Genomic DNA, 25,757 nt, shown 5'->3' with positions numbered 1-25,757 from the left:
GCATCATTCGGCCAGGAGGGGCCGCTCAGCCCCGCATCAGGCGGCGTCGGGGAACGGGATCCCCGTCGTCGCGTGGCAGCGGTAGCCGTTGGGGTTCTTGTCGAGGTACTGCTGGTGGTAGTCCTCGGCGTAGTAGAACGTGCGTCCCTCGGCCGGGGCGACCTCGGTGGTGATGGGGTCGAGGCCTCTCGCGGTCAGGACCTTCTGGTACCGCTCCTCGGTCTCACGGACCGCGGCCTCCTGCTCGGGCGTCGTCCAGTAGACCGCCGAGCGGTACTGGGTGCCGACGTCGTTTCCCTGCCGGTAGCCCTGCGTGGGGTCGTGGCGCTCCCAGAAGATCTTGAGCAGCTCCTCCTCGCTCACGACCGACGGGTCGTACGCGACGAGCGCGGTCTCGGTGTGCCCGGTCCGCGCGGTGCAGACCTCCTCGTACGTGGGGTTGGGCGTGGTGCCGCCCATGTAGCCGACGGCGGTGGAGATCACTCCGGGCACCTGCCAGAAGATCTCCTCGGCGCCCCAGAAACAGCCCATCGCGAGGTACAGCACGCGCGTGCCCTCGGGCCACGGGCCGGTGATCGACGTCCCGAGCACGGTGTGCGGTCGGGCGGCGGGGAGCACGGGCTGGTCCCGCCCGGCGAGCGCCTTCTCGGGCGCGACCATCTGGGTCTTCATCGAGGACCCGAACAACGACTCGAACATCTTTACCTCCACCTGTAGCCGACATCTGGGCAACACCTCGCCGTCGTCGCCTGTTCCCCGGCCGCCTCGGATCCGTCCCGCCCCGACGGTCCGTCCCGCCCCGCCACGACACCTCGCACCGTCCCGCCAGGACCGTCCGCGCGAAATGTCCACATCCGCTCTGCGAGAACCGTCGTGTTCCGCAGGAACACGCGGCCCCCGGGCACGTAGGCTCACAGGATGAGCAGCGCGAGCACTCCCTCCCACCCCGACTGGTCGAGCACCGGCTTCGCGACCCGCGCCATCCACGCGGGACAGGACCCGGACGCGACGACGGGGGCCGTCGTGCCCCCGATCTACCAGGTCTCCACCTACAAGCAGGACGGCGTCGGCGGTCTGCGCGGGGGGTACGAGTACTCCCGGTCCGCGAACCCGACCCGGACGGCGCTCGAGGAGGCGCTCGGCGCCGTCGAGACGCCTGCGGGAGCCGAGCAGGCGCGCGGCTTCGCGTTCGCGTCGGGCCTCGCGGCGGAGGACACGCTGCTGCGTGCGACGCTGCGCCCGGGCGACCACGTCCTGGTGCCCGACGACGCGTACGGCGGCACGTACCGGCTCGTCGCACGGGTGTTCGGCCCGTGGGGCATCGAGCACACGGCCGTGGACCTGACGGACCTGGACGCCGTGCGGGCCGCGGTCCAGCCGGGCCGCACGCGGGTCCTGTGGGTCGAGACCCCGACCAACCCGCTGCTCGGCATCAGCGACATCGCCGCGCTCGCGGAGATCGCGCACGAGCACGGTGCGACCCTCGTGGTCGACAACACGTTCGCGACGCCCTACCTGCAGCAGCCGATCGGCCTGGGCGCCGACGTCGTCGTGCACTCGACGACGAAGTACATCGGTGGGCACAGCGACGTCGTCGGGGGTGCGCTCGTCGTGGCCGACGGCGCCGAGCTCCCGGGCGACCTCGTCTCGCCTGCGGGGACGCGTGGCCTGGCCGACGCGGTCGGGTTCCACCAGAACTCGTCGGGCGCGGTCGCGGGGCCGTTCGACGCGTGGCTCACGCTGCGCGGTCTCAAGACGCTCGCGGTGCGCATGGACCGGCACTCGGCCAACGCGGCCGCGGTCGCGGAGTTCCTCGCGTCGCACCCCGCGGTGTCCGAGGTCGTCTACCCCGGCCTCGCGTCGCACCCCGGGCACGAGCTCGCGAAGCGGCAGATGCGCGGCTTCGGCGGCATGGTGTCCTTCCGTGCGGGGAGCGAGGAGAAGGCGCTCGCAGTCTGCGCGCGCACCCAGGTGTTCACGCTCGCGGAGTCGCTCGGTGGGGTGGAGTCGTTGATCGAGCACCCGGGGCGCATGACGCACGCGTCGGTCGCGGGGTCGGCTCTCGAGGTCCCTGACGACCTCGTGCGGCTGTCGGTCGGCATCGAGGACGCGGCGGACCTGATCGCGGACCTCACCCGGGCTCTCGCGTGAGCGCGGCGTCCCGCAGGGGCCGCGCCCAGAAGGCACAGGGCCCGACGACGTCGCCCGCCCCCGCGGGAGCGGTCGCCACTGCGGTGGAACCGACGCCCGCGGCGAACGCCAAGGCACGCTACGACAGGCCGCAGGGAGCTGACGCCGTCCCGCCCTCGATCCAGACCGCCGCGGCCTGGTCGTGGCGCCTGCTCCTGATCGGCGCGCTCGTCACGGCGAGCCTGTACGTCACGGCGCTCTTCAAGGTGATCGTGGTCCCGGTCGCGATCGCGCTGCTCCTCACGGTCCTGCTCACGCCGGTGCGCCGGTTCCTCGAGAACCGTCTGCGCTTCTCCCGCGGGCTGGCCTCGATCTCGGCGCTGCTGGGGATGCTCCTGGTCGTGGGTGGGCTCATCACGGTCGCGGGCAGCACGATCGTCAGCGGGATCTCGGAGCTCCGCGAGAAGGCCATCGACGGCTTCAACGAGTTCATGGACTGGCTGCAGGCGGGGCCGTTCGGGATCGGTGTGGAGCAGGTCAACGGCTACCTCAAGGAGCTCGAGAAGTTCATCAGCTCGAGCCAGGACAGCATCGTGTCCGGTGCGCTGGGGGCGGCGACGACCGTCGGCCACGTGGCCGCCGGCGCCGTGATCGCGCTGTTCTGCACGTTCTTCTTCCTGCTCGACGGCCGGACGATCTGGTCCTGGTGCGTGGGCCTGTTCCCGGCGCGGTCGCGGGACACGATCCACCAGGCGGGGCGTCGCGGCATCGTCACGCTGTCCGCCTACACGCGGACCCAGATCCTCGTGGCGCTCGTCGACGCGGTCGGTATCGGTGTCGGTGCGGCGTTCTTCGTGCCGTCGCTCGCGCTGCCCCTCGGCATCCTGGTGTTCGTGGGGTCGTTCATCCCGATCGTGGGTGCCGTCGTCACGGGTGCCGTCGCCGTGCTGGTCGTCCTGGTCGCGAACGGGTGGGTCGCGGCGCTCATCATGCTGGGCATCGTGCTCGCCGTCCAGCAGATCGAGAGCCACGCGCTCCAGCCGTTCCTCATGGGGCACGCGGTCTCGCTGCACCCCGTCGCGGTGCTGCTCGTGGTCGCGGCCGGCGGGTTCGCCGCCGGGATCGTGGGCGCCCTGTTCGCGGTGCCGCTCGCCGCCCTGATCAACACCGTGGTCCTGTACTTCAACGGGCACGACAAGTTCCCCGACCTCGGCACCGACGACACGCTCGTGATACGTGGCAAGCCCGCGCTCCCGGTCATGGTCCGGCGCGCCGAGGAGGACCTCGCCGACGACGAGAAGGTGCCCGCCTCGGCGCGCACCACCGGACGCAGGGCGACGCGCCGCGGGGGAGCGGCGTCGTCGGGCAGCGGGGCGAGCACGGGCGGGGACGCGTGACCCTCCCTCAGCCCGCCGTGACGCTCGACAGCATCCGCGACGCCGCCCGCATGCTCGACGGCGTCGCGTACCGGACCCCCGTCCAGACGAGCCGCGCGATCAGCCAGGTCACGGGCGTGCCCGTGGCGCTCAAGTGCGAGAACCTCCAGCGCGCCGGGTCGTTCAAGATCCGCGGTGCGTACATCCGTATGGCCCGGCTCTCGGCCGAGGAGAAGGCGCGCGGCGTCGTCGCGGCGAGCGCCGGGAACCACGCCCAGGGTGTCGCGTTCGCGGCGGGGCTGCTCGGGATCCAGGCGGTCGTCTACATGCCGGTCGACGCCGCGCTGCCCAAGGTCGCCGCGACCCGGGAGTACGGGGCCGAGGTGCGCCTGGTCGGCGTCGACGTCGACGAGACGCTCGCTGCCGCGAAGGCCGAGGCCGAGCGCACGGGGGCGGTGTTCATCCACCCGTTCGACCACCCCGACGTCGTCGCGGGCCAGGGCACGATCGCGCTCGAGATCCTCGAGCAGGTGCCCGACGTCCGCACGGTCGTCATGCCGCTCGGCGGCGGAGGCCTGGTCGCGGGGGTCGCGGCGGCCATGGCCGAGGTCGCGCCGCACGTCAAGGTCGTGGGGGTCCAGGCGGCGCGCGCGGCGGCGTACCCGGGCTCGCTCGCCGCAGGCGTCCCGACGACGTCGCTCGCCCGCTCGACCATGGCCGACGGCATCGCGGTGGGCACCCCGGGCCCGGTGCCGTTCTCGATCGTGTCCACCCTGGGCGCCGAGGTGCGCACCGTGACCGAGGACGAGCTGTCGAGGGCGTTGCTGATGATCACCGAGCGGGCCAAGCTCGTCGTCGAGCCGGCCGGGGCCGCCGGCGTCGCGGCGCTGCTCGCCGACCCGACCGGGTGGGAGGGCCCGGTCGTGGTGATCCTGTCCGGGGGGAACATCGACCCTCTGGTGCTGCTGCGCGTGCTGCGGCACGGGCTCGCGGCTGCGGGCCGGTACATGCAGATGCAGGTCCTGCTCGACGACCGGCCCGGGGCGCTCGCGCAGATGCTCGACGTGATCGCAGGGGTCGGCGGCTCGATCATGCACATCGACCACGACCGCACCGACGTGCACCTCGCGATCGGCGAGGCGTGGGTGCGCCTCCAGGTCGAGACCAAGGGGCAGGAGCACTGCGAGGCGCTCGTCGCTCAGCTGCGGGGCGCGGGGTACCGGGTCCTGACGGGCTAGGGCTGCTGCTCGCCGCGGAGGTGGGTAGCGCGATGTGCGCCGACCGCGACGGGTGGCGAGCGCGACGTCCGACCAGCGCGGCGCCGGCGTGACGTGCGGCGCTGCGACGTGCGGCGACGCCGAGATGCGGCCAGGTGGGGTCCGGGCGCCGTCTCGACCCCCGTTGGCCGCACCTCGTCGATCTCCGGCCCCCTGACCTGGCGACGTCGACGCCCGAGGCGCGCGCCGCCGTCGGGCCGTCACCGCCGAGCCACGACGATGCGGGGGCGCACCGAGGCGTCGGAGGCGTGCGCGACCGAGCCCGGGTCCACGCCCTGGTCCCCGAACGCGGTGAGCAGCCGCCCGCAGGTCGCGTCCCAGGCCGTGAGCACGTCCTGGGAGTAGATCACGATCACCCGCCAGCCCAGGCGCTCCAAGTTCTCCCGCCGAGCGACGTCGCTGCGCATCTGATGCTGGGACGAGTAGTGGTGGGCGCCGTCGTACTCGATCGCGATGCGGGCCTGGGGCCAGCACAGGTCCGGTCGTGCGACCCACTGGTCCTCCGCGAACAGGTCGGCGCCGACCACCGGGCAGGGGAACCCGGCCGCGACCAGCAGGAGCCGGACCCGGGTCTCCATGGGCGAGTCGACGAACGCCCGGGAGGCGGCGAGCGCGGTGCGCAGAGCCGCCCGCCCCCTTCCACCGACGAACCATGCCAGTGCACGCTCCAGCTCGAGCCGAGGCGTAGCCGGGTGGCGCAGGCCGAGGACCGCGTCCGTCAGGACGACGAGGTCCTCCATGGTCAGGACCGCCCCCGCACCGGTACCGGTCGCGTTCCCCAGGTCCAACCAGGTACGAGCCGGGATGGTGACAGGGACCCGGCGATGCTGGAACACATGCCGGGCCACCGCCCCGGAGTGCCCGACGAGCAGCGACGCTTCCCGCGCGCGCACCCCGGCGGTGCTCGAGACGTGCAGCCTGTCGAGCGGTCGATGGCCGCTCGGCAGGGGCAGCCCCAGCAGTGCGGCGGCCGTGAGGTGCGAGAAGGTGTCCCCCGGTCGGAAGGTCAGGGCGACGGCCCGGCAGACCGCCTCGAGGTCGCCCGTCGACCCGGCCGCCATGCGGACCCCACGCACCGGCGTGTGCAGTGCCGGACTGCGGAGCTGGTCCGCCGTGCAGCCCGCGGCGAGGGCGTCGGCCACACGGAACGGGGTGGGCGGGAGCGGGACACGGGTGGTGGGCACGAGGAGAGGGTGGCAGGTCCGCACGCCCACGTGGGGCCCGATGGCGGCACCTGTGGACGACGGGTGCCCAGGGGGCTGCTGGGGCCGCCTGCTGCGGCTCCGGCGAGATGCGGCCAACTGGGGTAGATCGGTTGGCTGGACCCCAGAACGCCGCATCTCGCCGGTGGGCGACGATGGCGCCTGTCCGGGGTGCGGCGGCCCGGCGGTGCGGCAACCCCGCAGCGCGGGCGGCTCCCCGGCCGTCGCACCCCGGACGCACGCAGGCCCGGGAACCCTGAGGTTCCCGGGCCTGCATGGTCGTGACGCGCGTGCCCCGTGCGGGGCGGCCACCGCCGGTGGTGGCCCGGTGCGTCAGCGGTGGGTCACGCCTCGAACGGCTTGGCCGCGAGGATCTCCACCTGGATCTGGTTCCCGTTGGGGGCGGCGTACGAGACCTTGTCGCCGATCGAGGTGCCGTTGATGGCCTCGCCGAGCGGGGACGTCGGGGAGTAGACGCGGATGTCCGTGCCGCCCGCGATCTCGCGCGAGCCGAGCAGGAACGCCATCTCCTCGCCGGCCACGAGGGCCGTGACGACCATGCCGGGCTCGACCTTGCCGTCGTCCGGCGGCGTGCCGATCTGCACGTTGCGGAGCTTCGCGGTCAGCTCGCGGATGCGTGCCTCGTTCTTGGCCTGCTCCTCGCGGGCGGCGTGGTAGCCGCCGTTCTCCTTGAGGTCACCCTCGTCGCGGGCGGCAGCGATGCGCTCGGCGATGTCGGTGCGGCCGGCACCGGACAGGTGAGCCAACTCGGCCTGAAGCCTGTCGTGTGCCTCCTGGGTCAGCCAGGTGACGCTGGTCTCGGTCACGGTTCGCTCCTTCCTTTCCTTGCGTTCCTGCGGTCGACGTCGGTGGACGCGACCGCACAGGGTGAGGCAGTGGGTGCGGGTGAGAGCGACTCCGCTGCCTGCCCGGGGTGGTGACGTCGGCGGGTCGCCGACGCCGCGTGGCGGGTTTCGCTGGACCTGATGCTTCTGGGGCAGCGTGAATCCCTCAGGATACCAAATGTCCGCTGCATCACACCGCCGTCCCCCCGTCGAGGTGCTCGGTCAGGGCAGGGCGCGGCAGCTCTCGACGATGCCGGTCGTGGCGAGCTCGGACGTCGCGACGCTCACGGTGTAGCGCCCCTCGAGCTGGTCGCTCGGTCCGACGACGACGTCGACCGTCCCGACCTGGGCGTAGCTCTCGGCGAGGGCGTCGATCGTGCACTCGGCCTGGGTGCCCGGCTCCATCGAGACCTGGAACGTCACGTCGATCTGCTCGGAGCTGATGACCTTGAACCCGAAGTCGTCGTAGCGCACCGGGGTCGAGGCCTGCCCGAGCCCGATCCAGATCGTGATCCCGACCCCGACGACCGCGGCGGCGACGATGCCCGCGATCGCCAGGCGGCGACGGGCGGGCGTCGGCGCGGGGCCGTAGCGCCCCGCGGGCGGCTGCGGTCCCGGGGTCTGCGGTGCGAGCCCGATCGGGTTCTCGTGCTCGTCGAGCGCGTCGGGGCCGACCTGCGGGGTTGTTCCCGACGGGGGAGTGCTGTTCGTCATGGTGAATCGAGGTCCAGGGGTTGGGTGGACTACCTGCTCATGAGACATCATTGTCTCTGAACTTCTTCGCCCCGGAGTACCCCCTGGAGGACCTGTGACCGAATCGACGGCGCGCCCGCTGACAGCATCGGCGCCCGGGACGGTCGACGGCGCGCCGCTGCGCCTCCTGGCCGTCCACGCGCACCCTGACGACGAGTCGAGCAAGGGCGCCGCGACGTCGGCCCGCTACGCCGCGGAAGGCGTGGAGGTCCTCGTCGTGAGCTGCACGGGCGGCGAGCGCGGCGACGTGCTCAACCCGAGCTTCGGCGAGGTCCCCTCGACCCCCGAGGGCATGGCCGAGCTGCGCCGCGCGGAGATGGTGGCGGCGGCCAGGGCGCTCGGCGTGAGCCACCGCTGGCTGGGGTTCGTGGACTCGGGCCTCCCGGAGGGCGACCCGCTGCCTCCGCTGCCCGAGGGGTGCTTCGCGCTCGTCCCGCTCGAGGAGGCCGCGGCGCCGCTCGTCGAGCTGGTGCGCGAGTTCCGCCCGCACGTCATCACGACGTACGACCCGAGCGGCGGCTACCCGCACCCGGACCACATCATGTGCCACAAGGTCGCGTTCGAGGCGTTCCACGCCGCGGGCGACCCGGAGCGCTACCAGGTCGAGGGCGGTGCGCCCGCGTGGGAGCCCCTCAAGCTGTACTACAACCACGACTTCTCGATGAACCGCATCCGCACGATCCACGAGGCCGTGGTGGACGCCGGTCTCGAGTCGCCGTTCAGCGACTGGGTCGAGTCGCGCGCGGCTCGCGAGATCCCCGAGCGCGAGGTCACGACGCGCGTCGAGGTCGCCCCGTACTTCCCGCAGCGCGACGCGGCGCTGATCGCGCACGCGACGCAGATCGACCCCGACGGCTTCTTCTTCGCGATCCCGCGCGACCTCGAGGTCGCGGTGTGGCCGATCGAGGAGTTCGAGCTCGCCGAGTCGCGCGTCCCGACCACGCTTCCGGAGGACGACCTGTTCGCCGGCATCCGCACCGAGGAAGGCCCCGCATGAGCCCGACGCCGCAGCTCGCGGTCGACCTGTCGTCCCACCTCGCCGGAGGGCCCGGTTGGGCCGCCGGCGTGACGGCCGAGACGACACCGTCCCCCGCTCCGACGGGTGGTGAGCTGCGCCCGGGCCTCGAGCCGACCGACGTGTCTCCTGGCCTGCCGGGGTTCCTCACGATCTTCGCGGTCGCGCTCGCGTGCGTCGCGCTGTTCCTGTCGATGAACAAGCAGCTCCGCAAGGTCCGGCACGACGAGCGGTCGGTCCGCTCCGGCGGCGGGACGGGCGGCTCGTCGGACGGCGGCTCCGCCACCGGCGGCTCGCGCCCGGACGACGGCCCGAGCGACAGCTCGAGCAGCTCGAGCAGCTCGGGCGACTCGGGCAGCTCGGGCGGCGACTCCGGTGGCGGCGGCGACTGACATGACGGGTTCGTCGCGTGGTCCGGTGCGGGTCACGATCGCCCAGGTCGAGGTCTCGAACGACCATGCGGCGAACCTGCTCGTGGTGCGGTCGGCCTTCGCGGAGGCGCAGCGGCTCGGGGCCGACCTCCTGGTCCTGCCCGAGTACGCCTCGGGCTTCGACCCGCGCGGCGTCGGGATCGAGCACGCCGAGCCCCTCGACGGCCCGTTCGTCACGACCCTCCAGCGCTGGGCCGCGGAGACCGGGGTCGCGGTGATCGCGGGCACGACGCTCCCGGCCACGCCTGCGGCCACGGACACGCCCGCAGCCACGGCCACGTCCGCGGAGAGGGTCACGGGCGCGACCCGTGCCGTCAACGCCGTCGTCGCGATCGACGGGGGCGGGCACGTGGTCGGGGTGTACCGCAAGGTGCACCTCTACGACGCGTTCGGGCATCGCGAGTCGGACCGGCTGGTGCCGGGCCCTGCCGACGCCGCCCCGACCACGATGACCGTGGGGGGCCTGACGTTCGGGGTCATGACCTGCTACGACCTGCGGTTCCCCGAGTCGGCGCGCCGGTTGGTCGACGCCGGTGCGGACGTCCTCGTGGTGCCCGCCGCCTGGGCTGCGGGCGACCTCAAGGCCGACCACTGGCGCACGCTGGCCCGTGCCCGGGCGATCGAGAACACGTCGGTGGTGCTCGCCGTCGGGCAGGCAGGGAAGGGCGTGACCGGGAGGTCGCTGCTCGTCGGTCCCGACGGGCAGGTCGGGCTCGAGCTCGACGAGCGGGCGGGTCTGCGGACCGCAGACGTCGACCCTGATGCCCTCGGTGCGGTGCGCGCGGCGAACCCGTCGCTCGCGAACCGTCGTTACGCCGTCGTACCCCTGGAGCAGCAGGAACGCTGAGTGCGGAGCACCTGTCGCGGATCGAGGCGATCGGCGACAGGTACTCCGCACCCAGCGGACGGCAGAGGGGTCAGGCGTTGAGCGCCGCGATCATGATCGCCGCGTAGTGGCACCCGAAACCCACGACCGTCAGCACGTGGAAGATCTCGTGGAAACCGAACCAGCGCGGGCTCGGGTTGGGGCGCTTGAGCCCGTAGACCACCGCGCCGAGCGTGTACGCCAGGCCACCGATCGCGACGAGCCAGACGATCGCGGGGCCGGACGGCGTCGTCCAGAACTGGGGCATGTACCCGACCGCGACCCAGCCGAGCGCGACGTAGATCGGCACGTAGACCCAGCGCGGGGCGCCCAGCCAGATGATGCGCGCCGCGAGCCCCAGCAGGGCGCCGGCCCACACGATCACCAGCAGGATCGTCGCGGTCTGCTGCGGCAGGAGCAGCACCGCGAGCGGCGTGTACGTGCCGGCGATGATGAGGAAGATGTTCGAGTGGTCGGCCCGGCGCAGGATCCCCGCGACCTTCGGTGACCAGGTGCCGCGGTGGTAGACGGCGCTCGTGCCGAACAGCAAGCACGCGCTCAGGCCGAAGATCGCGCACGACACCTTGCCCGCGACAGGGGGAGCGAGGATCACGAGGACGATGCTGGCGACGAGGGCGACGGGGAACGTGCCGGCGTGGATCCAGCCACGCAGCCGGGGCTTGATGGCCTCTGCGACCTTCGCGCTCGCGGTGGACACGGCGTCTGCGGCCGTGTCCAGGGCGTTCTCGACGGCGTCGCCCGAGGTCGGGCGGTTGTCGGAGGGTCGTGCCACGGAGGTGCTCCTACTCGTTCGGCGGTCGGGCGTGGGGACGAGGTGTCCCCGGCCCGGAGGACTGCGCGTGAGTCGACGTGCGTGGCTCAGGAACAACCTACGCCATCGTAAGTTACGTGACCGTAGGTTGCTGCGCGCGACTGTGAAGATCCTGCGCAAAGGCGTCTCCCGGACCGGACCCCGGGACAAATCGACTGTTGCCTCCGGTACCGTTTGGCGAGCGACGCCCCCCGAGCGCTCCTCGGTGCCGTGTCGTCCGTGCGACGCTCCCAGGCCCTGCCCGGCCCCGTCGCCGCTCATCCATTACACACCGCGAAGGACCCCACGTGCGCATGCCCCACCTGCTCTACGGGCTGTACGAACGACGGCTCGCGAACTCCCTGCCCCGCGAGGCGATGCCGCGTCACGTCGGCGTGATCCTCGACGGGAACCGGCGCTGGGCGAAGTCCTTCGGCGAGACGGCCGCCACCGGTCACCGTCGCGGTGCCGACAAGATCGCCGAGTTCCTCACCTGGAGCGAGGACCTCGGGATCGAGGTCGTCACGCTCTGGATGCTCTCCACGGACAACCTCTCGCGCTCGCGCGAGGAGCTCAGCGCCCTGCTCGACATCATCGAGGACGCCGTGTGCGACCTGGCCGAGACCGGTCGCTGGCGCCTGCGCGTCATGGGTCGGCTCGACCTCCTGCCCGAGCGGCTCGCCAAGGCGCTGCGCGACGCGGAGGACCGGACCGCCGGGGTCGACGGCCTCCAGGTCAACGTCGCGATCGGGTACGGCGGCAGGCACGAGATCGCCGACGCCGTGCGCTCCTACCTGAGCGAGCAGGCAGCGAGCGGCGCCTCGCTCCAGGAGCTCGCCGAGAACCTCGACGTCGAGCACATCGAGGAGCACCTCTACACCAAGGGTCAGCCGGACCCCGAGCTCGTGATCCGCACGTCGGGCGAGCAACGCCTGGGCGGGTTCCTGCTGTGGCAGAGCGCGCACGCCGAGTTCTACTTCTGCGAGGCGTACTGGCCGAGCTTCCGCCGGGTCGACTACCTGCGTGCCCTGCGGTCGTACTCGCAGCGCGAGCGGCGGCTCGGCAGGTAGGTCGCTCCCTTGCGCCGAGGGTCGGCGGAGGCGTCCGGAATACACCTCTCGCCCCGCCGGTTGTACCGCTCGAGTTCATACGAACGCATCTACCCGGGTGCTGTGCGCCGACGAGGCGAGCGCCGCCGTCGGGCCGGTGCACCCCGCAGGATCGAGAGACACATGACCAGCAGCACCGCCGCACCCCCCACCGTCCACGAGCGCGCCACCACCCGCGAGGCCGCCGAGACGTGGGAGTCGCTCTTCCGCACCCAGGTCGCCCTCATGCGCCGCTTCCAGGCCGACGACATCTGGGAAGAGCTGACGATGCGCGAGTACGACGTGCTCTTCACGCTCGCCGGCTGCCCCGAGGGCGGCACCCGCCTGCGAGACCTCAACGAGTACGTCCTCATCAGCCAGCCCTCGCTCAGCCGCATGGCCGAGCGCCTCGAGCAGCGCGGCCTCGTCGAGCGCGTCCCCGCGCCCGACGACGCACGCGGCACGATCGTCCGCCTCACCCCCGAGGGAGCGCGGCTGCAGAAGGAGATCGGGCGCAAGCACGTCCGCACCATCGGCGCCTACGTGGGTGGCGCGCTCGACGCTGTCGAGCTCGCGACGCTCAAGGGCTTGCTCGACAAGCTCCGCAGCGCCCAGGGCGACATCCCCGCGCGCGACGGGAGCGCGGCGTGAGCGTCGGCCCGCAGGACGCAGGAACGCCCGCCGCACCCCGCCTGCTGAGCGTCGTCGCCGTGACCGGCGGGGTCAGCTTCCCCTCGACCACGCGCGCCCTGACCGACCTCCTGCTCGACAAGACCGTCGCGCGGCTCGCGGCCACCGGGACCCGGGTCGACGCCCGCACGATCGAGGTCCGCGACCACGCGCAGGACGTCGCGACCGCGACCGTGATCGGCATGCGCAGCGAAGAGCTCGAGCTCGCGCTCAAGACCGTCGAGCAGGCCGACCTGCTGATCGTCGCGAGCCCCGTGTTCCGCGGCTCCTACTCCGGGATCTTCAAGGCCTTCTTCGACCTCGTCGACTCGCTCGCGATGGCCGACAAGCCCGTGCTGCTCGCCGCGACGGGCGGCACCGCCCGGCACACCCTCGTGATCGACCAGGCGCTGCGCCCCCTGTTCGCGTTCATGGGAGACCTGATCGTGCCCACGGGCGTGTTCGCGTCCAAGGAGGACTGGACGATCGAGCTCTTCCCCATGCCGTGGCTGGACGAGCGCGCCGAGCGGGCCGTGGGACAGCTCGTGCGGTTCGCGGACCTGCCCGCGCCGGGCTGAGGGGGCGCCCCCAGCGCCGGCCTGACGCGGCGCGCCCGCGCCGGGCCCTGTCTCGGCGCGTCTCCCCGCGACGCGCTCTGTTCCGGCGCGTCTCACCGCGACGCGCTCTGTCTCGGCGCGTCTCCCCGCGACGCGCCGGCCGGGGCGGACATTTACCCCATCCGCCCTCGCGCGGTCCTTCGCCGTTCACCCCCTCGCCACCTCTGACCGCTTGGCTCTGACGTGCCGGCCGGAACTCGACTCCGGACCGGACTAGACCTCGACAGGGAAGAGACCATGACTTCACGTGTACCGATGAAGTGGCTGCGGGTCGCCGGCACGGGCGTCCTCGCGGCGGGTATCACGATCTCCTCGACCACGCCGGCGCTCGCCGCGCCGTCCGCCGACCCCGGGGCGCCGGGACCGAAGAACATCATCCACCTCATCGGTGACGGGATGGGGTTCAACCAGGTCGACCTCGGCAGCCAGTTCGAGCACGGCCGTACGGCCTACCAGACGACCGTGAAGCCCGGCGGCGTCTCGACCCCCGTCCCCGGGCAGGCGGGCACGCAGGTGTACCAGGAGTTCCCGGTCGCCCTCGCGATGTCGACGTACCAGTTCGGCAACACGTACGACCCGGCCCAGAACTGGAGCAGCTTCGCGGCGCCGCTGAAGAGCTCGACCGACTCGGCGGCGGCCGCCACGACCCTCGCGACGGGCGTCAAGACGCTCAACAACGTGATCGGTCAGGACGAGAACCACGAGGACCTCAGGACGGTCGCCGAGCGCGCGCTCGAGCTGGGCAAGGCCACGGGCGTCGTCACCTCGGTGCCGTGGACCCACGCGACGCCCGCGTCCTACCTGGCGCACAACGAGCACCGCAACAACTACCACGACATCGCGGCCGACATGATGGACTCGGGCGCCAACGTGATCTTCGGCGCGGGCAACCCCTGGTACGACGACAACGGCGACAAGCGCGCGACCCCGAAGTACGACTACATCGGCGAGACCGAGTGGAACGCGCTGGTCGACGGCCAGTCGGCGTTCGACCTGGTCGAGTCGAAGGACGACTTCCTCGCGCTCGCCGAGGGCGACACGCCCACGCACGTGCTCGGCACCGCGCAGGTCGCGGGCACCCTGCAGGCAGACCGCACGGCCCTGAAGCCGGGCGACGTGCCCTTCACCGCCCCGCAGAACGACAACGTGCCCTCGCTCCCGCAGATGACGGACGCTGCGCTCAACGTGCTGTCCAACGCCTCGGACGAGGGCTTCTTCGTCATGATCGAGGGCGGCGCGATCGACTGGGCCTCGCACGACAACAACACCGCGGGCGCGGTCGAGGAGCAGGTCGACTTCAACCGGACCATCGAGACGGTCGTGGACTGGGTCGAGGAGAACTCGAGCTGGGACGAGACCCTCGTCGTCATCACGGCCGACCACGAGTGCGGCTACCTCTCCGGTCCGGCGGCGAACCCGGCCTGGACCCCGGTCCAGGGCGTGCAGGGCGGGGCCCCGCAGGTGAGCTGGAACAGCGGCGGCCACACCAACCACCTCGTGCCGGTGTACGCCAAGGGCCCCGGCTCCGAGCTGCTCGCGGCCGCTGCGACGGGCACCGACCCGGTGCGTGGCGCATACCTCGACAACGCCGACGTGGGCCGCGTCTCGAACGAGCTGTGGGCCGTCACCGACGCGGACGGCATCCCGCTCGTCGCGACCGTGCCCGAGGCCGGCGAGGTGGGTGGCAAGCTCACGCTGTCGGTCGCGGGTGCCGGTGCGGGCGTCGCGCTCACGGGCGGCGAGAACGTGGGCGACCGTCTGCGCTTCGCGGGACGGCTCCCCGAGGTCTCGGTGACCGACTCGCGCGCTGCCGCCACGGTCGGTGCGGGCGGCTGGACGGTGTCCGGCCAGTCGAGCGACCTGACGTCGGGCCCGCGCACGCTGCGCGCCCAGAACCTGGGCTGGACGCCGGGGCTGGTCTCGGCCAAGGACGGCGTGAGCGCGGGTTCGCCGGTCGCGTCGCTCCTGGGGGGAGGCACGGGTCTCGCGGCCCCGGCCACGCTCGCGACCGCGACCGCCGACGGACGCCTGGGCACCACGACGGTCTCGGCCGACCTGGCGCTCGAGGTCCCCGTCGACACGCGTGCGGGCGACTACGCGGGAGCCCTGACGGTCTCGCTCTTCCCGGTCGACTGAACGTCGTCACCTGACGAGCCGTCGGGCCCTGGTGCGCTCTCGTGGCGCGCCGGGGTCCGGCGGCCCTTGTCCGTCCGTGCTCCCGCCCTGCGGGTAGTCCCTTCCGTCCTCCCGCCCGACGGCGTCGCGCGCCCCGTGCGCGCAGTCCCCGACCGGAGCGGGTCGTCCTCCTTCCCTGCTCGGAGCTCCCCGATGACCGTCCTTCCTCGATCCGCGGCCCGTGCCCCTGGCTCGACAGCCTGTCCGACCGCCCGTCCGACCGTCCGTCCGACCGCCCGTCGGACCGCCCGCCGGGCCCCCCGCCGGGCCACGGTGGCCGGTGCCGTCCTGCTCGCGACCACCCTCCTGGCCGGTGTGCTCGCCGTGCCCGCGTCGGCGCTCGCCGCGACGGGACTCCCCACCGCCGCACTCCCAGCCGTGGCGCTCCCCACAGCCGCGCTCCCCACAGCCGCACTCCCCGCCGTCCGGACCCACGCCACGGCCGGACCCGGCTCCGCGACCGGTGCGACGCCGTCGGGCACGGGGCTGGCGGGCGTGGCAGGCGTGGCGGGCGCGCCGGCCACGACGCCAGACCCCGCTCCCGCGAGGACCACGTGGGCCGTCGAGCCCGCGACGGCCGACGGGCCCGACGGGCGCGTGTCGTTCCGCCTGAACGTCGACCCCGGCGGACTGGCGAGCGACCACGTGACCGTGACCAACTTCAGCGACCACCCGGCGACGTTCGACGTGTACGCGAGCGACGGCGTCGTGACCGCGGACGGGCAGTTCGACCTGCTCCCCGCGGGCACGACCCCGGTCGACGGCGGCGCCTGGATCACGCTCGGCGAGGGCGACTCCGCCGGGGCGACCCAGCGCGTCGAGATCGCCGCCGAGTCGTCGGTGACCGTGCCGTTCACGCTCGCGGTCCCCGCCGACGCGACACCGGGGGACCACCCGGCGGGAGTCGTCGCAGCCCTGGCCCACCCTGAGGGTGACGGGTCGGCCGTCACGTTCGACACGCGCGTCGGGGCGCGCGTGCACCTGCGGGTCGCGGGCGACCTGGCGCCGGCACTCGCGCTCACGGGCGTCCGCGCGACCTACGAGCCCAGCTGGAACCCGTTCGCGCCGGGCGCGGTGCGCGTCGACTACACGGTCGCGAACGAGGGCAACGTGCGTCTCGGCGCGGACACCCAGGTCGTGGGATCCGGCCTCTTCGGCTGGAACGCCCGCGACGTCGTGGCCCCCGCCCAGCGCGAGGTGCTGCCCGGCCAGGAGGCGAGCGGGAGCGTCGTGCTCGACGGCGTCTGGCCGCTCGGCAAGGTTGCGGGCGACCTGACCACGACCCCGCTCGTCGTGGGCGACGACGTGGTCGAGGTCGCGCTCGCCCCCGCGACGGGGACCTATGCGGCGTGGACGCTGCCGTGGGTCCAGCTCGGGACGCTCCTCGTCCTGGTCGGTGCGGTGCTCGCGGTCCTGCGCGCACGCCGGCGCCGCGAGGCGCGCACGCAGGCGCGGATCGACGCTGCGGTCGCGGCGCGGACGGGCACCGCGGGTGCCACGGATCCCGCGACGGCGTCCTCCTGACCAGGCGCTCCACCCGGCGCGGGCCGGACCCCCTGGCTACGATCGGGGCGTGCCTCCGACGACGAACGCCGCCCCGACCGTCGACCCCGCGCGCACCGGCCTGCGACCGTTGCGCGTCGTGATCGCACCCGACGCGTTCAAGGGGTCGGCGACCGCCACGGACGTGGCCCGGCACCTCGCGGACGGCGTCCTGGCCGCTGCCCCGGACGCCGAGGTCAGGCTCCTGCCCATGGCCGACGGCGGTGAGGGCACGCTCGACGCACTCCTGTCCGTGTGGGGGGTCGAGGCTCGCGAGGTCGCGACGGTCGACGCGATCGGGCGCCCCCACCGCGCCCGGTACGGGGTGTCGGACGACGGTCGCATCGGCGTGGTCGAGCTCGCGTCGGCGAGCGGGCTGCCCGGCGTGAGCGACGTCGTCCTCCAGCCGCTCCACGCGCACACGCGGGGCACGGGAGCGGCGTGCGCGGCGGTCCTGGACGCCGGGGTCGAGGAAGTCGTCCTGTGCCTCGGCGGGTCCGCCTCGACCGACGGTGGCGCGGGCGTCCTCACGGGCCTCGGGGCCCGGCTCCTCGCACGCTCGCCCGCGACGGTCGCCACGTCGACGGACGGGGAGCTCGCCGGGACCCTCGTGCCCGACGGCGGCGAGGGGCTCGCGCGCGTCGTCGGCCTCGACCTCGGGGGACTGCACCCACGGGCCCGCGAGGTGCGGTGGCGGCTGGCGGTCGACGTCACGAACCCTCTCGTGGGCGAGCGCGGGGCGGCGGCGGTGTTCGGGCCGCAGAAGGGGGCCAGCGAAGCCGACGTCGCCTTCCTCGACGCGGCGCTCGTGCGCTGGGCCGACCTGCTCGAGCGCGAGACCGGGGTCCGCACGCACGACCTCTCGGGGGCCGGCGCCGCCGGTGGGGTTCCCGCGGCCCTCGTCGCGGTGCTCGGCGCCGAGCTCGAGCACGGCGCGACCCTGGTCGCGCAGGCGATCGGGCTGCCCGCTGCCGTCGCGGACGCCGACCTCGTGCTCACGGGCGAGGGCTCGTTCGACTCGCAGTCCGTCAACGGGAAGGTCGCCGACGGGATCGGCGCGCTCGCGGCGGCCGCACCGGGGCACCCGCCCGTCGTGGTGGTCGCCGGACAGGTCCTCCTGCCCGTACGCCAGGCGCGTGCTGCGGGGATCACGGCCGCGTTCTCGATCGCTCCCGGGCCGATCGACCTCGAGGAGCTCGTGGGGCGCACCGCGAGCCGGTTGACGGAGGTCGCCGCGTCGGTCACGAGCCTGTACCTGGGGTCCGTCCACCGCTGATCCCGGCCCGCTGAGTGCATGATCCGGCTGCGACACGCCCGGCGAGTCGCGGCCGGATCATGCGCTCAGCGCTTGGGCCAGTGCCACTGCGGCTCGTCGAGCAGACCCTCGCGGCCCTCGACGGTCGTCTCGCCGAGCTCCTTGACGAGCTCGACGTGCACGAGCCCCGGGGAGGCGACCCGTGAGCCCCGCGCCGCGTCCTCCATGGCCCGGACCAGCGCCCGCGAGTGCGTCACGACCACGACCTGCGTGCGACGCGCCGCCCCGGCGATCAGGGCCCCGAGCGCGGGCAGCAGGTCGGGGTGCAGGCTCGTCTCGGGCTCGTTGAGGACGAGCAGCTCGGGCGGACGGGGCGTGAGCAGGGCAGCGACCCACAGCAGGTAGCGCAGCGTGCCGTCGGACAGCTCGGCGCTGCCCAGCGGGCGCAGCAGGCCGTGCTGGCGCAGCTCGAGCGAGAACCGGCCGTCGTCCGTGACCCGGACGCGCACGCTCGACCCGGGGAACGCGTCCTCGACCGCGGCGTCCAGGTCGTCGGCCAGGCCCAGCTCGCGGATCGTCTCGAGGGCAGCCGCCAGGTCGGCGCCGTCGTGCGCGAGGACCGGCGTGCGGGTACCGACGTGCGAGGCGCGGGCGGGAGCCAGGGCGTCGGTGCGGAACTGGTCGTAGAAGCGCCAGGAGCGCAGGCGCTCGCGCACCAGCACGAGCTCGGGAGCACCCACGGGGTCCACGACCTCCGAGAGCATGCTGTCGAAGGACCGCAGCCGCCGCCCCGACGACCGCCACGCCCCGTCCTCGTCACGCAGCCGGACCGAGGGGCCGTGCCGGTCCGCGACCAGCGTCGCCGGCCGCAGCACAGGTCCCGACCAGACGACCTCGGTCTTGATCTCGGGGTCCAGGCCGAACGACGCGCCGCCGTCCTGCGGCAGCCCCAGGTCGATCGCGTACCCGTAGGCACCGGTGAGAGGCGCACCCGCGGGTGCGGCGCCGTCGGGCAGGGGGTCCGGGCCGCTCGCGAAGCCCAGCCGCAGCGCGACCGGACCGCGGCGCACCGTGCCCTGCACGGGGTGCACGCCCTCGCGCACCGAACGCCCGACGACCTCGGGCCCGGCCCACAGCGTCGAGGGCAGCCCGCCCTCGCGGGCCAGCGCCCCGACGGCGCCGCCCAGCGCGCACTCGGCCAGCAGGCGCAGCGAGCGGTACAGGCTCGACTTGCCCACGCCGTTGGCGCCCGTCACGACCGTGAGGCGGCCCAGGGGCAGGACGAGGTGGCGCAGCGAGCGGTAGCCCTCGATGGCGAGCGTCTCGATCATCCCGCCAGGCTAGGTGCGCCCACCCACGGCGTGCGCCCGCCGGGTGCATGGTTCGGCCGCGACACGCCTGGCGAGTCGCGGCCGAACCATGCACCCAGCGGCAGCGGGCCGTCAGTCCGTGATCGCGAGCCCGTCGATCTCGACCAGCATCTCCTCGCGGGGCAGGCCCGTGAAGACCGTCGTGCGGGCCGGCAGGACGCCACCCGGGCAGTTGGCCTCGACGAACGCGCCGTACGCGTCGTTCATGATCGGGAAGTCCTCGCGCTTGGTGAGGTAGACGCGCAGCATCACGACGTCGTCGAACGTGGCGCCCGCGCCCTCGACGATGGCCTTGACGTTCTCCAGGGTGCGCGTGGTCTGCGCCGCGACGTCCCCGGGGTACAGGTACTCGCTCGTCGCGGGGTCGACCGGGCCCTGACCCGAGACCTGGACGAACGGGCCCTTGCGCACACCCTGGTGGAAGGTGTGGGCCGGTGCCGGTGCGTGCGGGGTGCTGATCGGGGTCTTGGGGGTGCTCATCGTGTCTCTTTCTCTCGGGATGCTGCGGGTGGTCCGGGGACCGGGGTCAGAACTCGGTGCCGACGATGTCGACGACCTGGTCGTCGTCGCCCACGACGGCGGCCACGCGCCACTTGTCGAACAGCGTGCACGGGTGCGAGATCCCGAACCCGACGACGTCGCCGGGCCGGATCCGCGTCGTGACCGGGGCGCTGCCCGCGGGCGTGGGGTCGATCGTGAGGTACAGGTGCTGGTCGTTGAGGCCCGTGACGCGGGCGCCCGCGAGGTCGTGCGCGGGGCGCAGGTCCCCGTTCTCGTCGAGCGTGCGCAGCCACAGGGCCGTGGGCAGGTCGATGTCGTAGGACACGTCGCGCCGCCCGACCCCGCACAGCACGAGCCCGGGCTCGGGGACCGAGAGCACCTGCCCCCACACGACCGCGGCCGCGTGCATGGGCTCGCCGCCGGGGATGCGGTCCCACGGGTCCATGCGGGCGCAGAAGCCGTGGTCGTGCGTGACGTACGCGCCCGAGCGCACCACGACGCGCACGTCGCGCGTGACCGGGGCGCCGTCGGGGCCGTCGGTCCCGGTGCCGCCCGCGACCGTGAGCGGCCCGGGGAGCTCGGCGAGCACGACGTCGAGGAACGAGCTGCCGCCCGCGGTCACGACCACGGGCTCGTCGTCGGGCACGAGGCCCTCGCGGACGAACGCGGCCGCGACGTCGCGCAGGCCCCGGCAGTAGGCCGTGACCTTCGCGAGGTCCTCGGGCGTGGTGCCGCCCGCGGCCGAGCCCTCGTACCCGGCGATGCCCGGCACGCGCAGGCCCGCGGCGCGGACGGCGCGGGCCAGGCCCAGCGCGTCGGCCGTGCTGCGCACGCCCGTGCGCCCGGCCGGGACGCCGACCTCGACGAGCACGCCGAGCCCCGCGACGACCTCCCGGGAGGCCCCCGCGAAGCCGCGCGTGAGGAGCCCGACGCCCTCGATCGAGTCGACGTACACCCACGCCTCGAACGGCGTGCCGCCGGGCGCGACCGACGCCTCGAGCTCGCGGCGCAGCCACGCGATGTCGCGGGGGTCCATGAGCTCGTTCGCGAGGAACACCCGCTCGACCCCCCAGGTACGCACGACACGCAGCTGGGACGGGTTCGCGACGGTCGCGCCCCACGCCCCGGCGCGCGCCTGGCGTGCGTAGAGCGAGCGGGACATCGCGGTCTTGACGTGCGGTGCGTGCTCGACGCCGTGCTCGGCGCACAGGCGCGCCATGAGCGCGACGTTGTGGTCGAGCGCCGCGTCGTCGAGCGTCAGCAGCGGCCAGGAGAAGACGTCGTCGGTGATGCGCGGGGAGTCCGCGAGGACGTCGGCGACGGTCCGTCCGGCGTCGAGCCGCAGGCCCTTCGTCGCAGGCCCGACGACGGCGCTCGCCGCCGCGACGCCGGTCGCGGGGGTGGACGGCTGGGTGGGGTGGGTCATGCGTTCCTCCCGGTGGGTTCGTAGCCGCAGCGCACGGAGCCCATCCCGGCGGAGACCGCACGAGCGGCCTGCACGACGAGCGGGCCCAGCTCGCGCACCCGTGCGGGCGGCATGTGCGAGGCGAGGGCGGAGACGGAGAGCGCGCCGATCGCGGTCTCCGTGTGGTCGACGACGGCGGCCGCGACGCAGCGCACCTCGGCCTCGTTCTCGCGGTCGTCGATCGCGTAGCCGCGCTGGGCGACCGTGCGGATCTCGGCCCGCAGGTGCTCGGGCTCCGTGACGGTGCGTGCGGTGACGGCGGGCATGGGGTGCTCGAGCACGGCGTCGAGGAGGTCGACGTCGCTCGCCGCGAGGATCGCCTTGCCGACGCCCGTGCAGTACAGCGGCATGCGGCGCCCGATGCGCGATGCCATGCGCACGACCGCGGTGTTCTCCTTCTTGTCGATGTAGACGACGTCGAGCCCGTCGTGCACGACGAGGTGGCACGTGGCACCCGAGGCGCGCATGAGCGCCGCGAGGTGCGGCTCGGCGACCGTGCGCAGGTCGAGCCCTTCGAGGTACGCCTGGCCGAGGCGCAGCGTGCCCGCGCCCAGCACGAAGCGCCCGGTCGGTGTGCGCCGGACGAGGTGGACCTCGACGAGCGGCGCGAGCAGGCGCGAGACCGTGCTCTTGTGCGTCCCCAGGACGTCCGCGAGCTCGACGAGGCTCAGTCCGCGCGCCGCGTCGTGGCGCAGCGCGTCGAGGATCCCGAGGGCGCGCCGGAGCGACTGGGACGAGTTCCTGCTCGCGGCGTCGGAGGTCGCGGCGGTGGAGGCGGTGGCCGCGGCGGCCCGCGGGCCGACGGTCACGTGCGGTCCGCCGGGACGGTCGGTCGCAGCGCCCGCCCGGGGGTGGCGCCGGTGGGCAGGCCGCCCGCGAGCACGGGGACGCCGGCGACGAGGACGTCGTCGATCCCGGTCGCGGGGCGGCGCGGGTCCTCGTAGGTCGCGACGTCCTGCACGGTCGCGGGGTCGAGCAGCACGACGTCCGCGCGCACGCCGGGCACCAGGCGGCCCCGGTCGGTGAACCCGAAGCGTTCGGCGGCCGCCGTCGACAGGTGCCGCTCGGCGTCGTGCCACGTCCAGTCCTCGAGCGTGCGCACGTGCTCGGCGAGGAACCGCGCGAACGCCCCCCAGCCACGCGGGTGGGGGCGCCCGCCCTGGTAGATCGCGTCCGACCCGCCCATCTGCGCCGGGTGGCGCAGGAGCGTGCGGACGGAGTCGGGGGAGTTGGTCGGCGGCTGGGCGAACACGCAGCCCGCGCGCAGGTGGGTCGAGACGAGGATGCGCAGCGTCGTGTCCACGGGGTCGAGGCCCAGGCGGTCCGCGACCTCGAGCAGGGCCATGCCCTCGCTCCACCGCAGCTCGCCGGGGACGGCAGCCATGGTCACGCGCTCCCAGAGGTCGGTGAGCCCGGGGAAGTGCTCGGCCTTCAGGCGCGCGACGACGTCGGGGTCCTGGAGCATCGCGACCGTGGCGTCGGGGTCCGCGATGGGCAGCCACGTGGGCAGCGAGACCATCGAGAGGATCGACGCGCCGCGCAGGTACGGGTAGGAGTCGAACGTGACGTCGAGCCCGGCCGCGTGCGCGTCCTCGACGTAGCCCACGAGCTCGGCCGCGGGGCCGTGGTAGTGCGAGACGTGGGTCGCGACGCCCGACGCCCGGGCGACCCGGACGAGCTCGGCCATCGCGGTCCCGGCCTTGTCCTCGTAGCCGCGCATGTGGCTCACGTGGGGCAGGCCGCGCTCGGCGAGGACACGGGCCAGGGCGACGAGCTCGTCGTCGGTCGCGTTCGAGGCCGGGGCGTACTCGAGGCCCGTGGACATGCCGCACGCGCCGTCGTCGAGCGCCTCGCGCAGCAGGGCGACCATGCGGCCGGTCTCCTCGGGCGTCGTGGGGCGGGCCGCCCCGCCCAGGACGCCGTAGCGCAGCGTGCCGTGCGGCACGAGGTAGGCGACGTTGAGCGGCGTGGTGCCCTCGTAGGTCGCGAGCAGGTCCGCGACCGAGCCGCCCCGGAACGTCGGGTGCTCGCCGTTGATCGCGCTGAAGTAGCCCGTGGCCCAGGTGTGCGCGTCGGGGGTCCCGTCCGCGACGGGCAGCGGCGCGGAGGGCGCGTACGACACGCCGTCCTGCCCGACGACGATGCTCGTGACGCCCTGGCGCAGCATCGCGAGCTGCACGTCGGGGTCCAGGACCGCGGCCTCGCCGTGGACGTGGGAGTCGATGAAGCCGGGGAACGCGATGCGCCCCGCGGCCTCGATCAGATGCGCCCCCGCGGGCACGGGCACGGTGCCCGTCGGGACGACGTCGTCGACCAGGTCGCCCGCGACCAGCAGGTCGACCGGCTCCGACAGGCCCTCCGGGGTCGTGAGCCGCGCGCCGCGCACGACGAGGGTCACGCCCGTCGTCCTGCGGGCGCCCGCGTCGCTCGTGCCGTCAGGCTGGTCCGTGGTGCTCATGCCTGTCCCTCCGAGTGCTCGTCGCGTCCCTCGACCCAGCCGCCCACGCCCGCCCAGCCACCGGCCGCCATCTCCTGGTCGAGGTGGCGCAGGAAGCCGTGCACGCCCGGACGCTGCTGCCAGGGCTTCGGCCCGTCGAGCGGGCGGTACTCGACCCCGGCCGCGTCGAGGCGCGGCAGGTGGTCGTGCTCGAGCCGCGCGAGGAACTCGGCCGAGGCCGACCCGCCGGGGGTACGCTCCGCCGTCGGGCTCCAGACGACCTCCGCGAACGCCGCGAGGCGCGGGAACGCCGCGTAGTCGACGCGGCGCGGGGAGTCGAGGTGCTCGGACCAGACCTCGGCCTGCGCGCCCAGCAGGCGGCCCGGCGCGGCATCGAGACCCGGGTGCTGCGCGAGGACCTCGGGCGGGAACGGGTCGAACGCGTAGACGTCCTCGACCGTGCGCAGGAAGCCGACGGGCACGGGCTCGTCCGCGCCGTCGCCCGCGCGGTGGTCCAGGTAGACGACCTGCTCGGGGGCCATGACGACGTCGTTGCCCGCCTCGAGCGCGTCCGCGCCGACCGTGAAGCCCCGCCACGCGGTCACGACGACGTCGCGCGGGAGCTGCTCGCCGAAGCCCTCGTCCCACACGACCGCCCGGCGCCCCCTGGCCGTGACGTGCTCGCTCAGGCGGGCCAGGAACCAGCCCGCGAGGTCGGCGACGTCCGCGAGGCCGCGCTGCTCGGCGAGGGCCACGATCGCTGGGTTCTCGCGCCACAGCGTCGTGGGGACCTCGTCGCCGCCGATCGCGACCCAGGGGGAGTCGAAGACGCTGCACACCTCGTCCAGCACGTTCTTGAAGAACTCGAGCGCCTCGTCCGACGGGTCGAGCACCTCGGTGCTCACGCCCCACGTGGTGCGCACCGCGTGCGGCGCCTTGCGGGTCCCGAGGAACGGGTAGGCCGCGACGGCCGCCTCGACGTGCCCGGGCGCGTCGATCTCCGGCACGACGACGACGCCCCGCTCGCGTGCGTAGGCGACGATCTCGCGCAGGTCGTCCTGGGAGTAGAAGCCGCCGTGCGGGCGACCGTCGAAGACCCCCGTGCGCCACGTCCCGACGTTCGACTCGGTGCGCCACCCGCCGACCTCCGTGAGCAGCGGGTAGCGGTGGACCTGCATGCGCCAGCCCTGGTCGTCCGTGAGGTGGAGCTGCACGACGTTGAGCTTGTGCGCCGCCGCGAGGTCGACGAACCGCAGCACCTCGCGCTTGGGCAGGAAGTGCCGGGCGACGTCGAGCAGGACGCCGCGCCAGCCGAAGCGCGGACGGTCCTCGATCGTGAGGGCGGGCAGGTGGGCGACCGCGGTGCGCCCCTGCAGCTCGCCCGGTCCCGCCGTGACGAGCGGGGAGCCTCGGTAGGCCTGCGGGCCCGCGAGCTGGCGCAGCGTCTGCACGCCCGCGTGGGCGCCGGCCGCGTCGGCGGCCGTGAGCAGCACCGCACCTGGTGTGATCTCGAGGCGGTAGCCGCCCGCGGGGCGCGACGCGTCGAGGGCGAGGGTCACGCCGGCGGGGGCGGCGCCGCCGGGCAGGGCCGTCGGGCTGGGCGCCTGGTTGCCGGGGACCGCCGGGTCGACGGTGCTGGCGGTGCTGGCGGTGCTGCTGGGGCTGACGGGGCTGGCGGTGCTGACGGGGCTGGCGGTGCTGACCGCGAACGGCAGGTCGAGGCCGAACGCGTCCTCGGTGACCCGGCGCCACCAGCGCGCGGCGGCGGCCAGGGCCGGGTCCGTGCGGACCGGGGTGCCGTCGGTCAGCGGGAACGAGCCGGCCGCAGGCTGCAGGCTCACGGGTGCGGGCAGGAGCCCGGGTGTGGGGGTGGGGGCGCTCACGCGTCGAGCCTAACCACGGCCAGACGCTCGGACTGTGCCGCGCACACGAG

23 protein-coding genes are annotated in these 25,757 nt (G+C 73.9%); 12 read left to right on the top strand and 11 right to left on the bottom strand.

Annotated elements, in window-relative coordinates; translation table 11 throughout:
* Nucleotides 1-36: 36 nt before the first annotated feature.
* Nucleotides 37-699 carry a peptide-methionine (S)-S-oxide reductase MsrA gene (gene msrA / locus ACFVQ3_RS02345; protein WP_387634567.1) on the bottom strand — a complete coding sequence of 221 codons (663 nt, stop codon included), beginning with the start codon at nt 697-699 and terminating at the stop codon, nt 37-39.
* A 219-nt stretch (nt 700-918) separates the two neighbouring features.
* Between msrA and ACFVQ3_RS02340 the strand changes: the two genes are divergently transcribed.
* The 3 genes from ACFVQ3_RS02340 to ilvA all read left to right on the top strand — a co-directional run bounded on the left by ACFVQ3_RS02340 (nt 919) and on the right by ilvA (nt 4,744).
* Nucleotides 919-2,151 carry a cystathionine gamma-synthase gene (locus ACFVQ3_RS02340; RefSeq protein ID WP_387634564.1) on the top strand — a complete coding sequence of 411 codons (1,233 nt, stop codon included), beginning with the start codon at nt 919-921 and terminating at the stop codon, nt 2,149-2,151.
* 83 nt (nt 2,152-2,234) lie between these two features.
* Entirely contained in the window at nt 2,235-3,527 is a 1,293-nt protein-coding gene (locus ACFVQ3_RS02335) for an AI-2E family transporter (protein WP_387634562.1), read from the top strand.
* 50 nt (nt 3,528-3,577) lie between these two features.
* Nucleotides 3,578-4,744 carry a threonine ammonia-lyase gene (gene ilvA / locus ACFVQ3_RS02330; RefSeq protein WP_387634662.1) on the top strand — a complete coding sequence of 389 codons (1,167 nt, stop codon included), beginning with the start codon at nt 3,578-3,580 and terminating at the stop codon, nt 4,742-4,744.
* Nucleotides 4,745-4,983: 239 nt separating this feature from the next.
* Here ilvA and ACFVQ3_RS02325 read toward each other — a convergent pair whose 3' ends face one another.
* From ACFVQ3_RS02325 to ACFVQ3_RS02315, 3 genes are all read right to left on the bottom strand, one after another.
* Nucleotides 4,984-5,967 (bottom strand): DUF559 domain-containing protein, encoded by a 984-nt coding sequence (locus tag ACFVQ3_RS02325; RefSeq protein WP_387634559.1) that lies wholly within the window; start codon nt 5,965-5,967, stop codon nt 4,984-4,986.
* A 362-nt stretch (nt 5,968-6,329) separates the two neighbouring features.
* Complete coding sequence (greA, locus tag ACFVQ3_RS02320) at nt 6,330-6,812, bottom strand: transcription elongation factor GreA (RefSeq protein WP_030150112.1); 483 nt, start codon at nt 6,810-6,812, stop codon at nt 6,330-6,332.
* A 240-nt stretch (nt 6,813-7,052) separates the two neighbouring features.
* The gene (locus tag ACFVQ3_RS02315) at nt 7,053-7,544 is read right to left on the bottom strand and encodes a DUF4307 domain-containing protein (RefSeq protein WP_387634556.1); all 492 of its coding nucleotides are present in this window, start codon (nt 7,542-7,544) and stop codon (nt 7,053-7,055) included.
* 94 nt (nt 7,545-7,638) lie between these two features.
* On the opposite strand from ACFVQ3_RS02315, the gene mca reads away from it, so the two are divergent.
* From mca to ACFVQ3_RS02300, 3 genes are read left to right on the top strand one after another with little or no spacing between them, the layout of a single operon-like run.
* Nucleotides 7,639-8,580 (top strand): mycothiol conjugate amidase Mca, encoded by a 942-nt coding sequence (mca, locus tag ACFVQ3_RS02310; RefSeq protein ID WP_387634554.1) that lies wholly within the window; start codon nt 7,639-7,641, stop codon nt 8,578-8,580.
* Nucleotides 8,577-8,990 carry a hypothetical protein gene (locus ACFVQ3_RS02305; protein ID WP_387634551.1) on the top strand — a complete coding sequence of 138 codons (414 nt, stop codon included), beginning with the start codon at nt 8,577-8,579 and terminating at the stop codon, nt 8,988-8,990. Before mca ends, ACFVQ3_RS02305 begins: the two co-directional genes overlap by 4 nt.
* Before the next feature lies 1 nt (nt 8,991).
* Nucleotides 8,992-9,876, top strand: a complete 885-nt coding sequence (locus ACFVQ3_RS02300) for a carbon-nitrogen hydrolase family protein (protein ID WP_387634548.1) — start codon at nt 8,992-8,994, stop codon at nt 9,874-9,876.
* A gap of 70 nt (nt 9,877-9,946) precedes the next feature.
* Here the strand turns inward: ACFVQ3_RS02300 and ACFVQ3_RS02295 are convergent, their stop codons facing one another.
* A complete protein-coding gene (locus ACFVQ3_RS02295; protein WP_387634660.1) occupies nt 9,947-10,633 on the bottom strand; it encodes a hemolysin III family protein in 687 nt (228 codons plus the stop codon).
* Nucleotides 10,634-11,013: 380 nt separating this feature from the next.
* On the opposite strand from ACFVQ3_RS02295, the gene ACFVQ3_RS02290 reads away from it, so the two are divergent.
* The 6 genes from ACFVQ3_RS02290 to ACFVQ3_RS02265 all read left to right on the top strand — a co-directional run bounded on the left by ACFVQ3_RS02290 (nt 11,014) and on the right by ACFVQ3_RS02265 (nt 18,072).
* Nucleotides 11,014-11,775 carry an isoprenyl transferase gene (locus ACFVQ3_RS02290; protein ID WP_387634545.1) on the top strand — a complete coding sequence of 254 codons (762 nt, stop codon included), beginning with the start codon at nt 11,014-11,016 and terminating at the stop codon, nt 11,773-11,775.
* A 162-nt stretch (nt 11,776-11,937) separates the two neighbouring features.
* On the top strand, nt 11,938-12,444 hold the full coding sequence (locus tag ACFVQ3_RS02285; RefSeq protein ID WP_387634542.1) for a MarR family winged helix-turn-helix transcriptional regulator: 507 nt from the start codon (nt 11,938-11,940) through the stop codon (nt 12,442-12,444).
* A complete protein-coding gene (locus tag ACFVQ3_RS02280; RefSeq protein WP_387634539.1) occupies nt 12,441-13,040 on the top strand; it encodes a CE1759 family FMN reductase in 600 nt (199 codons plus the stop codon). Before ACFVQ3_RS02285 ends, ACFVQ3_RS02280 begins: the two co-directional genes overlap by 4 nt.
* A gap of 276 nt (nt 13,041-13,316) precedes the next feature.
* Nucleotides 13,317-15,215: an alkaline phosphatase gene (locus ACFVQ3_RS02275; RefSeq protein WP_387634537.1), complete on the top strand. Its 1,899-nt coding sequence runs from the start codon at nt 13,317-13,319 to the stop codon at nt 15,213-15,215.
* 312 nt (nt 15,216-15,527) lie between these two features.
* The gene (locus tag ACFVQ3_RS02270; protein WP_387634535.1) at nt 15,528-16,778 is read left to right on the top strand and encodes a WxL protein peptidoglycan domain-containing protein; all 1,251 of its coding nucleotides are present in this window, start codon (nt 15,528-15,530) and stop codon (nt 16,776-16,778) included.
* 100 nt (nt 16,779-16,878) lie between these two features.
* Nucleotides 16,879-18,072, top strand: a complete 1,194-nt coding sequence (locus tag ACFVQ3_RS02265; protein ID WP_387634657.1) for a glycerate kinase — start codon at nt 16,879-16,881, stop codon at nt 18,070-18,072.
* 65 nt (nt 18,073-18,137) lie between these two features.
* Here the strand turns inward: ACFVQ3_RS02265 and ACFVQ3_RS02260 are convergent, their stop codons facing one another.
* The 6 genes from ACFVQ3_RS02260 to ACFVQ3_RS02235 form a co-directional block, all read right to left on the bottom strand.
* Entirely contained in the window at nt 18,138-19,382 is a 1,245-nt protein-coding gene (locus tag ACFVQ3_RS02260; RefSeq protein WP_387634532.1) for an AAA family ATPase, read from the bottom strand.
* A 111-nt stretch (nt 19,383-19,493) separates the two neighbouring features.
* Nucleotides 19,494-19,901, bottom strand: coding sequence for a RidA family protein (locus tag ACFVQ3_RS02255; protein WP_138823291.1), 408 nt, complete (start codon nt 19,899-19,901; stop codon nt 19,494-19,496).
* A 46-nt stretch (nt 19,902-19,947) separates the two neighbouring features.
* Complete coding sequence (locus ACFVQ3_RS02250) at nt 19,948-21,348, bottom strand: alanine racemase (RefSeq protein WP_387634529.1); 1,401 nt, start codon at nt 21,346-21,348, stop codon at nt 19,948-19,950.
* Nucleotides 21,345-22,196, bottom strand: a complete 852-nt coding sequence (locus tag ACFVQ3_RS02245) for an IclR family transcriptional regulator (protein ID WP_387634526.1) — start codon at nt 22,194-22,196, stop codon at nt 21,345-21,347. Before ACFVQ3_RS02245 ends, ACFVQ3_RS02250 begins: the two co-directional genes overlap by 4 nt.
* Nucleotides 22,193-23,845: an amidohydrolase family protein gene (locus ACFVQ3_RS02240; RefSeq protein ID WP_387634524.1), complete on the bottom strand. Its 1,653-nt coding sequence runs from the start codon at nt 23,843-23,845 to the stop codon at nt 22,193-22,195. Before ACFVQ3_RS02240 ends, ACFVQ3_RS02245 begins: the two co-directional genes overlap by 4 nt.
* Nucleotides 23,842-25,707, bottom strand: a complete 1,866-nt coding sequence (locus ACFVQ3_RS02235) for a beta-N-acetylhexosaminidase (RefSeq protein ID WP_387634521.1) — start codon at nt 25,705-25,707, stop codon at nt 23,842-23,844. Before ACFVQ3_RS02235 ends, ACFVQ3_RS02240 begins: the two co-directional genes overlap by 4 nt.
* Between the last annotated feature and the right edge of the window lie 50 nt (nt 25,708-25,757).

It is taken from the genome of Oerskovia sp. NPDC057915, assembly GCF_042887685.1.
Lineage (GTDB): Bacteria > Actinomycetota > Actinomycetes > Actinomycetales > Cellulomonadaceae > Oerskovia.
The sequence above is the reverse complement of the archived record's forward strand: the minus strand, read 5'-3'. Positions and strand labels throughout refer to the sequence as shown.